The organism is Belliella alkalica (genome assembly GCF_022549785.1).
GTDB lineage: Bacteria > Bacteroidota > Bacteroidia > Cytophagales > Cyclobacteriaceae > Belliella > Belliella alkalica.
On record NZ_JAKZGO010000004.1, the window covers coordinates 257619 to 270720 of the forward strand.

A 13102-nucleotide genomic window follows, 5' to 3' on the forward strand; every position below is an offset into this window, starting at 1 on the left:
ATGCCTCATCATCCATTTCCTTATTTTCTATTGTAATAAAAACAAAGTAATTTTAAGCCGCAATTATATAAAGCATGATATGTTAGAAATTATAGCAAAAGGTCTGGCAAAAGTTTTTGGAACTAAGTCAGATAGAGATATAAAAGAGTTAACTCCAAAAGTAGCGTTGATCAATCAGGAATTTGAAAAGCTTAAAAACCTTTCTGATGATGAATTAAGGGGTAAAACAGCAGAGATCAAGTCAATTATCAACGGGGATTTGAAATCTTTTGATGATAAAATAAAAGGTTTTAGAGATCAAATTGAAGCTTTGGCACCAGATAAAGTTCATGAAAAAGATGCTCTTTATAATGAAATCGACAAGACTGAAAAGGAAAGAGACGAAGCTCTGGAAGTTGTCTTGGAAAAAGTAATGCCTTTGGCTTTTGCAGTAGTAAAAGAAACAGCAAGAAGATTCAAAGAAGCTGGAAGCCTGAAAGTCAAAGCCAATCTTTATGACAAAGAATTGGCGGTCAAAAAGGCAAACGTTGAGATAGTAGGTGATGAGGCTATCTGGCACAACAAGTGGATGGCAGCGGGAACGGAAGTAGTGTGGGACATGGTCCACTATGATGTACAGCTGATCGGTGGGATGGTATTGCATAAAGGCAATATTGCAGAGATGGCAACTGGTGAAGGGAAAACTTTGGTTTCTACCTTGCCTTCCTACCTCAATGCTCTGGCTGGAAGAGGTGTTCATTTGGTAACAGTCAATGATTACCTTGCAAAAAGAGATTCGGAGTGGAATGCACCCCTATTTGAATTCCACGGTTTATCAGTGGACTGTATAGATAAATACAAGCCAAATTCCGAAGAAAGGAAAAAGGCTTACAAAGCTGACATCGTCTATGGAACCAACAATGAATTTGGTTTTGATTACCTGAGAGATAACATGGCTCGTGATGTAGGTGATTTGGTACAAGGCAAGCATCATTTTGCAATGATAGATGAGGTCGATTCAGTATTGATCGATGATGCAAGGACACCCTTGATTATATCTGGTCCTGTTCCGAGAGGGGATGAGCATGAGTTTATGGACATGAAGCCGAGAGTTGCCACTTTGGTTGATGAGCAGCGTAAATTGGTTCAAGGATATCTTTCTGAAGCAAAGAAGCTTATTGCAGAGAAAAACGAAAAAGATGGTGGTTTGGCACTTTTCAGGGCATTCAGAGGTATGCCAAAATACAAGCCATTGATCAAATACCTTTCTGAGCCAGGGATTAGAGTGATTCTTCAGAAGACGGAAAACTATTACCTTCAAGACAACAAGCGAAATATGCCTGAGGCAGATGAGCCGCTTTTGTTTACAATTGAAGAAAAAACAAATGGTGTAGAGCTTACTGACAACGGGATTGAAGTTATCACCAAGAAAAACGAAAACCCGGAATTTTTTATTCTTCCTGATATAGGAGTCGAAATCGCTGAGATGGAAAAAAATCCAGACTTGGACGATAAGGAAAAGTTGATTCGAAAAGAAGAAATCATCAAAGATTACGGTGTAAAAGCACAGAGAATTCACACTGTCAACCAGCTTTTGAAGGCATACTGTATGTTTGAAAAAGACACTGAGTATATCTTGGTGGATGGAAAAGTGAAAATCGTCGATGAGCAGACAGGTCGTGTGATGGAAGGAAGAAGATATTCTGACGGACTTCACCAAGCGATAGAAGCGAAGGAAAATGTGAAAGTAGAGGATGCAACGCAAACTTACGCCACGATCACTTTGCAGAATTATTTCAGGATGTACCATAAGCTTTCGGGTATGACAGGTACTGCAGAGACAGAGGCTGGGGAATTCTGGGAAATCTACAAATTGGATGTAGTAGTCATTCCGACGAACAGACCTATAGTAAGACAAGATAGGGACGACAAAGTATATAAAACAGTCCGTGAGAAATTCAATGCTGTAGCAGATGAAATTGTAGAACTGACAAGAGCTGGAAGACCGGTGCTAGTAGGTACTACTTCAGTAGAGATTTCGGAATTGCTCAGCAGGATGTTGACGATCAAAAAAATCCAACACCAAGTCTTGAATGCGAAGCAACATGCCCGTGAAGCAGATGTGGTCGCTGAGGCAGGTAAGCCAGGAACGGTCACGATTGCTACCAACATGGCTGGTAGAGGTACAGATATCAAACTTACTCCAGAATCAAGATCTGCAGGTGGGTTGGCTATCATCGGTACTGAAAGACATGAGTCAAGAAGGGTCGATCGTCAGTTGAGAGGTCGATCTGGTCGTCAAGGAGATGTGGGATCTTCACAGTTCTTTGTGTCTTTGGAAGACAACTTGATGCGACTTTTTGGATCGGAAAGAATCGCAAAGCTGATGGATAGAATGGGACTGGAAGAAGGAGAAGTAATTCAGCATTCCATGATTTCCAAATCCATAGAAAGAGCTCAGAAAAAAGTCGAAGAGAATAACTTCGGTACAAGAAAGCGTCTCCTTGAGTATGATGATGTGATGAATTCCCAAAGAGAAGTAGTCTATAAAAGAAGACGAAATGCCTTGATGGGTGAGCGATTGGAGTTGGATATTTTGAATATCATGTACGATGTTTGTTCTGATATCATTCAGATGGCAAAGTCCACTGAGGACTTGGAGAATCTGAGAATGAATATTTTCAGTTCCCTAGGAATTGACCATCCATTTAGAGCTGAGGATCTTGCCAATAAAGATGTGTATGCATTGACCCAAGAACTTTTTGACGCATCATACAAAAGCTATGTTTCCAAAAACGAAAGGATTCTTGAAAAAGCACTTCCAATCTTAAAAGATGTGTATGTACAAAGAGGAGCTACTGTAAAGGAAATAATGGTTCCAATAACTGATGGATTGAAGCAGATTGGCGTAGTTGTTGGTCTAGAATCCACTGTGACCAATGAAGGTCGCGATCTGATCAGGGCCATAGAGAAAAATGTTACTTTGGCAATCATCGATCAAAATTGGAAAGAGCATTTAAGAGATATGGATGATTTGAAGCAATCTGTACAAAATGCTGTTTACGAACAAAAGGATCCGCTGTTGATTTATAAATTTGAGGCTTTTGAGATGTTCAAGCGTTTTGTAGGAAGATTGAATGAAGATGTAATTTCATTCTTGGCCAAAGCAGAATTGCCAACACAAGATCCAAGTCAAGTAAAAGCTGCCCAAGCACCAAAAAGTCAAGAAAATGTGCAGGCATCAAAAGCAGAAGTTGGAAGTACTCTAAATCCAGGAGCAAATAGGCAAGCTGCTGCAGCAGTGGCCAATAGACAAGCTGAACAGCAAGTAGTAGCTCCAAGGAAATCTGAGAAAGCTTATGGCAGAAATGACAGAGTTACAGCACAATATGCAGATGGTACTGTCAAAAAAGACGTGAAGTTCAAAAGTGTAGAACTAGATGTGGCAGCAGGAAAATGTATAATTATAGAAGGCTAAATTAAAGTTATGATGAAATCATTTTTAAGTGGAATAGTGCTGATTTTCTTGCTAGGGTCATGTAATGTGATCAAGAAGGTTAGCAATGATACAAATGAATTTGATTCATACAACGAGGATTTGTCCGCTACCCGAATTAGCTTTCCTGGTATGGAAAACCAAATTGAAGACAAAGCAGAAGGCGAGTCTTTTAGTGGTAGTTTGGCTGTGGATTCTGATTTGGAGTATGCATTAAAAAGAAATGCAGACAAAAATAGGTCAGAAAGATACTATTCAGGTTTCACAGTTTTGGTCTATAGTGGAGTGGATAGAGATGCTGCATTCAAGACAAGGAATGATCTTTACATGAATTTTCCAGATATCAAAACAGAAATGGAATACCAGCAGCCACGATATTTGGTAAAAGTTGGGAAATTCACCAATAGAATAGAAGCGCAAGCTTATTACAATAAATTGAAAGAGACATTTCCCATGACGAGAATCATTCAAGATCGATTCAAGAGAAATGGGTATGTAGATTCTGAAGAAAATTAAATAATGATCAAGGAAAAAATCAAATCACTCGCAAATCAGTATAAATCCGAAGTCATTGCCAATAGAAGGCATTTGCATGCCAATCCAGAATTATCTTTTCATGAATTTGAGACCTTGGCTTTTGTAAAAGAGCAATTGTCGAAAATGGGTGTCACAGATTTTGAAGTCAAAGCAGAAACAGGCCTTGTCGTATTGATCAAAGGCAACAACCCAGAAAAAAAAGTGGTCGCTTTGCGTGGAGATATGGATGCTTTGCCGATTATCGAGCAAAATGATGTTCCGTATAAATCAACAAAGCCGGGTGTTATGCATGCATGTGGACATGATGTTCACACTGCTTCCTTACTCGGAGCTGCGCAGATTTTGAATGAAGTGAAAACTGAATTTGAAGGGACAATTAAATTAGTTTTTCAGCCTGGAGAGGAGTTGATACCAGGAGGTGCTTCGTTAATGATCAAAGATAAAGCTTTGGAAAACCCTAGGCCTTCTAGTATTATTGGTCAGCATGTGATGCCTTTGATCCCAGTAGGGAAAGTTGGTTTCCGTAAAGGGATGTATATGGCTAGTGCGGATGAGCTATATATCACTGTGAAAGGGAAAGGTGGCCATGGAGCCATGCCAGAGACTTTGGTAGATCCAGTTTTGATTGCTTCACATATGATTGTTGCCTTACAACAAGTGGTCAGCAGAAATGCATCTCCAAAGATTCCTTCGGTGCTATCTTTTGGAAGAATTGAAGCACTGGGTGCGACTAATATCATCCCAAACGAAGTCAAGATCCAAGGTACTTTCAGAACACTTAATGAAGAGTGGAGAGCAAAAGCGCATCAGCACATGATTAGCATAGCCAAAGGAATCGTAGAAGGAATGGGTGGTGAAGTGGATTTTGAAGTTAGAAAGGGATATCCATTTTTGAAAAATGCTGAAGAACTCACAGATCGTGCTCAGCATGCAGCTATTGATTATTTAGGCGAAGAAAATGTAATCGATTTGGATATATGGATGGCAGCAGAAGATTTTTCTTACTACACACAAGAGATCGACGGCTGTTTTTATCGATTGGGAACAAGGAATGAAGCCAAAGGAATCACTTCTGGCGTTCATACACCTACATTTGATATTGATGAAGATGCGCTGGAAATTGGTGCGGGTTTGATGGCGTACCTTGCTGTTAAAGAGTTGGAAGCATAAAAAAACATGAGTATCCGCAATGTTGTACGTTTGGTAAGAAGTAGCCACGTAAGTTGCAGATACTCGTCAACAGACAACAACTTACAGTCAATAGAACCACAAATCGTTCATCCGACAATCTTTTGTTTGGCTACGTGTAAGAAAACGGATAGTCATATAAAAAACTTTCAGATACAGAGAGATTCTAGATATTAAGGATATTTGTGTTTGAATCGTAAGCCCAATATCCAAATATCATAATATGATTATACGCTTCTTTGCCAGTAGCTTTAATTTCAAGGTTGATTGCTTGCTAATGTTCAATATCTATGAGTATCTAATATCAATTAATATCGGATCTAAGCTAAGTCAGGCTTGTTTTTAGTTAGTGGCAAAGTTCCGTATATCCGTATATCATAATATCTATATATATCCAGGCTTATAAATTTCAAAAGTATTTTATCAATATTTCTCGAGTATTTCAAATCGAATTATGAAAAAAATTAAATCAATCGCATTAGCTCTAGTTTTAGTGTTGGGGATTCAAACTCAGTCTTTCGCATGGGGTGCGATTGGGCATTATGTAATCGGTAAACTTGCCGAATGGCAAATGGATGCCTCAACTGTTGAGAAAGTAGAGGCTGTATTGAAGCAAGAATCAATCTCTGGTGTAGGTGTTTGGATGGATAACATTCGTTCGGACAAAAAATACAATTATACCAATACTTGGCATTGGGTGACTACAGTAGATGGGGAATATGATCCAACCATCCAAGAAGAAGCAGGTGATGCTTATGAGGCCTTTTTAAGACTGAAAGAAAATTTGAAGAGTGGAAAATTGACTCCAGAAGAAGAAAGAGATCAATTGAGAATGTTGATTCACATCGTAGGAGATTTGCATCAACCATTTCATGTAGGAAAGCCAGGAGATCGTGGTGGAAATGATGTGAAAGTGAGCTTTTTCAACAAGGAAACAAATATCCATGCGATCTGGGATTCTGATCTGATCGAAGGTAAAAAAATGAGTTATTCCGAAATAGCAACAGAACTTCAGAAAAGAATCAATCCAAGTTTGGTTGAAAAGTACACCAAAACTACTCCAGCGGATTGGTTGAGAGAAGCAGCTGCCATCAGACCAGATATGTATGATATACCTGAAAATGGCAGAATTGGATATGAATATATTTACAAGCACTACCACCACACAGAAGAAAGATTGATTGCTGCAGGTATTAGGCTTGCACAGGCTTTGGAAGAGATATATGGATAACTAGAAATCAATCATAAATAAAGAAAATCATGGTCAGTGAATGGCCATGATTTTCTTTTTGTCCAATTTCTTTATCCTTTTAGCTTTTTAAAATCATATAGGTTAATTTGTGACTTTTTAACAAAAGCCATTGATCATTGTCCGGATTCTTTGATACCAAGATAGAATTTCTAAAAGGAATGGGTCCGCAAAAAGCCGCCCTTTTCAATAAAGAATTGAATATTTTCACTTTTGGTGAGCTGATACAGCATTACCCTTTTCGATACGAGGACCGTACAAAATTCTTCAAAATAAGAGAATTGAATGAAGACCTTGACCATGTCCAGGTCATCGCTAGGGTAAGAAGTGTAGAGACAATAGGAGAAGGTAGAAGAAAGAGGCTCGTAGCCCATATTTTTGACGAGACTGGAGAAATGGAACTGACTTGGTTCAAAGGTATTCAGTGGGTAGTCAAAAAGCTGGTGACGGGAGCTGTCTATGTGTTTTTTGGCAAACCAGCCAAATTTGGAAGGAAGTTTAGCATAGCCCACCCAGAGATGGATGTGTTCACAACTGCCCAAGAAGAGCGGAATTCTTTCCAACCTGTCTATCCTACTACTGAAAAACTCAGGGCTAAATATTTAGATTCTAAAGGGATATCAAGAATTATGGAAGGGCTTGTCGCAACAGCCTATCCTCAGATTCAGGAAACAATGCCCGAGAATGTCTTGCAACGCTTCAATCTGATTCCCAAAAAAGAAGCACTCAAGCAAATCCACTTTCCCGAAAACCCCGAAATCCTCAAAAGAGCTAGGTATAGACTGAAATTCGAAGAGTTTTTCTACGTACAATTGAGGCTACTAAAGCTGAAGCTTACCCGAACGGAAAAATCCCAAGGGCAAATCCTCAATCAGACAGAGTTGCTCACCAAATTCTACAAAGAGCATTTACCTTTTGAATTGACAGAAGCACAAAAGCGCGTGGTTAGGGAATCATTTGCGGATATGAAATCAGGCAAACAAATGAATCGCCTGATCCAAGGGGATGTGGGAAGTGGGAAAACCATGGTGGCATTTATCTGTATTTTGATAGCAATCAGCTCTGGAGCACAAGCTTGCTTGATGGCACCGACGGAGATTTTGGCCAATCAGCATTTTGAAGGACTGAAAGAATATGCCGATTTGATGGGTTTGAATATTGCCCTGCTGACTGGCTCTACCAAGAAATCTGCACGTAAAGTAATCCACGAAACGTTGCTTTCGGGTGATCTCCATATCATCATCGGAACCCACGCCTTGCTAGAAGACATCGTACAATTCAAAAACCTAGGATTGGCCATAGTCGATGAGCAGCATAGATTTGGGGTTGCGCAGCGGGCTAAGCTTTGGGCTAAGAATGAAAGGTTTATTCCCCATGTTTTAGTGATGACGGCTACGCCGATTCCACGGACTCTGGCGATGACACTTTACGGTGATTTGGATATCTCAGTGATTGACGAAATGCCTTTGGGGAGAAAGCCGATCCAAACTGTGCATAGATATGACAAAGACAGGTTGAAAGTTTTTGGTTTTATGCGAAAGCAGATCGAATTGGGAAGACAGGTTTATCTCGTTTATCCATTGATTGAGGAATCCGAAACTTTGGATCTAAAGAATCTGATGGATGGCTATGAAAGTATCTGTCGGGCATTTCCTGAGTATCCGATTAGCATCGTGCATGGCAATATGAAAGCCGCTGACAAAGACTTCGAAATGCAGCGCTTTGTCAAAGGAGAAACCAAAATCATGGTTGCCACCACAGTGATCGAAGTGGGTGTGAATGTGCCCAATGCTTCGGTGATGGTCGTAGAAAATGCAGAACGATTCGGGCTTTCTCAGTTGCATCAGTTGAGAGGTAGAGTAGGTAGAGGTGCAGATCAGTCTTATTGTATTCTGATGAGCAAATACGAGCTCTCCAAAGACAGCAGAATCCGCCTAGACACCATGGTAAGGACTAACAATGGCTTCGAAATCGCCGATGTTGATTTGAAGCTCCGAGGCCCAGGTGATTTGATGGGCACACAGCAAAGTGGCGTTGCTGATTTGTTGATAGCTGACTTGAGCAAAGATGCAGCAATCTTGACCTTGGCAAGAGATGCGGCCCAAGAACTCCTACAATCCGACCCCGATCTCTCCCAACCTGAAAATGCGCTAGTCCTAAGACAAATCCGCGCTCAAAAGAAGCATGAGATCAATTGGAGTAGGATTAGTTAGGGTTGGATTTTACCACAGATGGACGCAGATTTAGACCATTCTCGATTCAATAAATATTGAGATTGGTCAAACAAGACAAACTTTTTTTATTCCATTTTCAGCTTGTAGATCGGGTTATCTTCATTCATAGGATTGAAGCCATACAAAATACCATTCGCTTGGTCAATAGTGATGAAATTTAAAGGATGATCTAATGCTATGTTTTCTTTTAACTTTCCCTTCCAATCAAAAACCAACAAGTTACATTGACTAGGATTTTCTAATTCCGTGACATTTTTCCCATAATAGATAGCATAGATGTTTTGATCAGTACTGGCAATTGCCGTAAAGGCTATATTAGTCTGGTCGGTATCATATAACAAATTGCCAAAAAGCGTTTCATGAAATTTGATTTCTTTTCCATCTGTTATGAGCAATTCATCATAATAGTTAAAGACCGAGGCATACAACTCTTCATTTGGCTTCTTTGTCAAATAATTTGAGGAGAAAGTTAGTTTTTTAGTATTGTCTTGACTTTGGAAGTGTGAATTTTTGATCGATAGGGGAAATGATTTTTTTGGTCCTCTTAATTCTCTAGAGATCTTAGTAAAAAGATTGGTATGACCTCCAGGCCGGAATACATATTCAGATTGAGAAATAGAAATTATTTCTTCAACTATATCTCTTTCAGGGACTAAAAATTCCTCTTGAATTAAGGCTCCAAAATTTATATCCAAACTATATAAGGTGTTTTTGAAACCATCAAATATATAGGGTTTTCCATCATCTCCAAGTGACAAGGATGGGTACGTTGAAAACTCATCAGGACCTTCCCCTAGTTTACCCACGCTATGAAGCAATTTCCAGTCCTGATCCAAGACTTTGATAAACCCATTAACCCCAAATTCATCTATGATGACCATTTTCCCATCACTTGAAGCTTTCATTTGGCTCGGGTTTTTAAGAAAATCCTCAGTTAAGATGTTTTCTAAGCTTTGATTTCTTTCTGTGATTATATCATCACTTTTGGAGCAAGAAGAAATAACAAATAAAAATAACAAAAGAAATAAACTATGATATCTCATAATAACTTTGTCTAACATCTTTTAATAACCCTATCTTACTTAAGAGATCTAACAGTTTTGATTCCATTATCTTCAATTTCAAACAATAAAGGAGTTTGTCTATTTTCTGAGAAATCAAGGATTGCTAGAAACAATTCTTTATCGGATATTAAATGCCAAGAAACCCAATCTTTAGTATCTACAGCGTAGCTAAAATCTTCCAAATTTGATTTTTGTGAATGCGAAAATACTACGCCGTAATATGGTTTTGAATCTCTTTTCCCAAAAATAATTTGATCTATACAACTGCTACAATCAATATTTGTAGTTAATATTAAATTATAAGAATCATCACTAATATTTAGTTTATTAAATACTGAGTGAGTATTATTTTCACCACAACTTATATTAATCATTAATATCCCAACTAACGATATCAATTTTATATTCTTCACTATCTTTATTAACTTTTTCAAAATAAAATTTACCGTTTTTATCAATGTATGTGAAATTTCTATATTCTTGAGGTAAAACATATTCCTTCCATTTATATGGTTCTTTTTTGTTCAAATCCACTATTTGAATGATATAATCGTGTTTTGGAGATGATATCGCATAAGTATTTAAATCTTTAATTTCAAGATTTTTTTGATTTAGTGCCTTTCTTACACATCTAACAAAATACTTTTTCCCTGAAATTGATAATAGATTTTCTGAGATTAAATTGTAATCATTTAGATTATGGTTTACATCTATATAATGATTTTTTTGAAACTCACCTTGATCTACATTGAAATCTACTCCAATTGCCGTTTTGTTGAGGACTCCATTATATTGAATAATTTTGTATTCATTAGACTTCTCAGAAAAAATATAAATATTGGGATCGAATGGAAAGCTTGTAAAATATTCTCCATCATAATAAATAAAGTGAGGTGTTTCATCTCCCCAAAAAAGATATTGCCTGTAAGGACTTTCTAGCGGATATTGAAAAAGAGGTAGAAATTCGCCAGTATTTAAATTCACTTTAATTGCAAGAAAAGAATTTTCAAAAAACATCTTTTGATTTGATTGGTAATTCCTGTCACCAGCTGAAAGAGTGATAAATGGTTCATTATTTAAGGTTTCAAACTTTATTATTTGACTTTTACCTCCCCCTGTGTAAATTTTTTCTTTTACTAATTTACGAATGTTCCAAGAATTTTTAATTTCAAGTTCGCTATCAAGCAAAATGATGTTACCACGTGCGCTTTCTATAATAAAAATAGAGTCTTTATTTAGAGAGTATAAATGACCTATATGCAAGAAATCAATTTCATTAATTCCATTTTGAAACCGATTTGACTTAATGAGTTCTCCACTATTGTCATATTTAAATACTACAGCTTTTGTCACATCATAACCATAAATCAAGGAATCATTAATTTTTGTGAAGTTTAAAAAATCAAGAGAATAAACATCATTTTCAATTTCAATTTGCTTTTCAACTGTAAAATCAAAATCCTCAAGCTGCGAATTATTTTTTGAACAAGCTTGGAAAAAAAATAGAAATACTAAAATATAATTTATATTTTTCATGTATATTATATAATAAAATAAAGGTGATTGTTGGAATATGGTTAACTATTAATTTTGAGTCTAGTCTAGAATTATAAATAAACCTAACAATCACCTTATTAAAATTAAATTTAGAATTTGTTGTTTAAAGATAAAAATCCATTAAGAATTTCAATCTAGCTTACACTGTAACACATAACAAATCCCATTTTCGTTGCAATCTTCACAAATTTTTGCAATAACATCGCCCCATCTATTTTTCACAACTTCTTCATCTGTCCTTACTTTAATGTCTCCCATTCCCGGTCCTACAGGATCTACAGATTCTTGTGCAGACAAATGACCACCATAAGTTATCATTCCAAGAATAAATAATAATGAAAATAACTTTCTCATACTTAATGAAATTTTGTTTTTTGAAATAATTTAAATTTTGGCAAAGTGCCAGTGACAAAATCTTAAAAATTCCTGCGCAGTCTTTTTTATTCTTTCGACTATTAATTATAAACATAAAACATAAAACATAAAACATAAAACATAAAACATAAATTATTTTTAGGGTGAATTTTTAATTAATTGATTAACAGGGATAAAAAATATTATAGATACCGTTTTGGTAAACCTACTCTTAGTTTAACCTATAGGTTTCTTAGATGGCTGATATCAAAATTCTTTAAAGTTCGGTTTTTGAGCAATAGCCTTTTGTGTCTTACTTTTCAAAACTGGGAATTCAATTATGGTCTTACTAATTTTTCTAAAAATTTAAACCTATGCAACGATTAACCTATTTAATCACCGCATTTTTTGCGTCGATTATCAACAGCATTTGAATAAAATTTTGAAAGTATTTCTTGAGCAAATGATATAGGGTTCGAAAAGAGTGATTTTTGACAGTGACAATTAGTTATGAAAGATATATTGTTTATTTTTAAGTGTAAATGAAAAGGATGAACATTGGTATAAGGCTGACATTGAAGTCAATGAATTATTCAAAGCTGAAAAACTTGAATCTATTTTAGTTTATGGCAGAAGTGACGGAGGCTTTGGATCATCTTGTGATATATTCATCCCTTCTGGAGCGAAATTAATAGCCTACTCCAAGAAAAATCAAAACGGTGAAGTCAATATTGATATGTGTTCAGGATTTCTGTACCTCGATTATAATTTATCATAGTGATTCATTTATAAAAATGAGATAAAGAAATTTATCCTAACTTTACTTTGCAAGCAAATCATCAATCCATGCCACAAAACCGCTACTTTATCATTTACAAACCCTTTGGAATTCTGAGTCAGTTCAGTGGTGATGCCAACACCTTGAAAGAACTTGGTGATTTTCCTTCTGATGTCTATCCAGTTGGTAGGCTTGACAAGGACAGTGAAGGCTTGCTGCTTCTGACCAATGACAAGTCCCTCAATCACCATCTGCTCAATCCCCGCTTTGCACACAAAAGAACATATCTAGCACAAGTAGAAGGTATTCCTACTTCAGAAGCGATCACCCAACTGGAAAATGGAGTAGAGATAAATGTAGATGGAAAAATGTACCATACCAAAAAAGCCAAAGCACTTTTGCTCGAAGAAGAACCGATTCTTCCACCACGAAATCCGCCTATTCGCTATCGCAAAAATGTCCCCGATTCTTGGATTGAACTCAATCTGATCGAAGGCAAAAACAGACAAGTAAGAAAAATGACAGCAGCGGTCGGTTTTCCTACTCTCCGATTGGTGAGGTATGCCATGGAAGATTTGTTAATTGCAGGTTATGAAGTCGGAGAAATCAGTGAATTTGATAAGAAGTCAATCTACGAATTGTTAAAAATTACTTAAAGATCAGCTT

At 36.9% G+C, this 13102-nt stretch carries 10 protein-coding genes; 6 read left to right on the forward strand and 4 right to left on the reverse strand.

The genetic code is table 11. The annotated features are described in order from the left end of the window. The first annotated feature begins 79 nt into the window (after nucleotides 1–79). The 5 genes from secA (at nucleotide 80) to recG (ending at nucleotide 8662) form a co-directional block, all read left to right on the forward strand. On the forward strand, nucleotides 80–3457 hold the full coding sequence (gene secA / locus MM213_RS06715) for a preprotein translocase subunit SecA (protein WP_241410721.1): 3378 nt from the start codon (nucleotides 80–82) through the stop codon (nucleotides 3455–3457). 9 nt (nucleotides 3458–3466) lie between these two features. Further along, nucleotides 3467–3991, forward strand: a complete 525-nt coding sequence (locus MM213_RS06720) for a hypothetical protein (RefSeq protein WP_241410722.1) — start codon at nucleotides 3467–3469, stop codon at nucleotides 3989–3991. Nucleotides 3992–3994: 3 nt separating this feature from the next. Continuing rightward, on the forward strand, nucleotides 3995–5182 hold the full coding sequence (locus tag MM213_RS06725) for a M20 metallopeptidase family protein (RefSeq protein WP_241410723.1): 1188 nt from the start codon (nucleotides 3995–3997) through the stop codon (nucleotides 5180–5182). Nucleotides 5183–5654: 472 nt separating this feature from the next. After that, nucleotides 5655–6431, forward strand: coding sequence for a S1/P1 nuclease (locus tag MM213_RS06730; RefSeq protein WP_241410724.1), 777 nt, complete (start codon nucleotides 5655–5657; stop codon nucleotides 6429–6431). A gap of 137 nt (nucleotides 6432–6568) precedes the next feature. After that, nucleotides 6569–8662, forward strand: a complete 2094-nt coding sequence (gene recG, locus MM213_RS06735) for an ATP-dependent DNA helicase RecG (protein WP_241274485.1) — start codon at nucleotides 6569–6571, stop codon at nucleotides 8660–8662. Between the two features lie 86 nt (nucleotides 8663–8748). On the opposite strand, the gene MM213_RS06740 is transcribed toward recG, so the two are convergent. The 4 genes from MM213_RS06740 to MM213_RS06755 all read right to left on the reverse strand — a co-directional run bounded on the left by MM213_RS06740 (nucleotide 8749) and on the right by MM213_RS06755 (nucleotide 11658). Then, the gene (locus MM213_RS06740) at nucleotides 8749–9744 is read right to left on the reverse strand and encodes a BF3164 family lipoprotein (protein WP_369413886.1); all 996 of its coding nucleotides are present in this window, start codon (nucleotides 9742–9744) and stop codon (nucleotides 8749–8751) included. A gap of 17 nt (nucleotides 9745–9761) precedes the next feature. Then, nucleotides 9762–10121: a hypothetical protein gene (locus MM213_RS06745; protein ID WP_241410726.1), complete on the reverse strand. Its 360-nt coding sequence runs from the start codon at nucleotides 10119–10121 to the stop codon at nucleotides 9762–9764. Beyond that, nucleotides 10114–11283 carry a hypothetical protein gene (locus MM213_RS06750; RefSeq protein ID WP_241410727.1) on the reverse strand — a complete coding sequence of 390 codons (1170 nt, stop codon included), beginning with the start codon at nucleotides 11281–11283 and terminating at the stop codon, nucleotides 10114–10116. Before MM213_RS06750 ends, MM213_RS06745 begins: the two co-directional genes overlap by 8 nt. A 150-nt stretch (nucleotides 11284–11433) precedes the next feature. Further along, complete coding sequence (locus tag MM213_RS06755; RefSeq protein ID WP_241410728.1) at nucleotides 11434–11658, reverse strand: hypothetical protein; 225 nt, start codon at nucleotides 11656–11658, stop codon at nucleotides 11434–11436. Between the two features lie 846 nt (nucleotides 11659–12504). On the opposite strand from MM213_RS06755, the gene MM213_RS06760 reads away from it, so the two are divergent. Further along, nucleotides 12505–13092, forward strand: coding sequence for a pseudouridine synthase (locus MM213_RS06760; protein WP_241410729.1), 588 nt, complete (start codon nucleotides 12505–12507; stop codon nucleotides 13090–13092). Nucleotides 13093–13102: the final 10 nt, after the last annotated feature.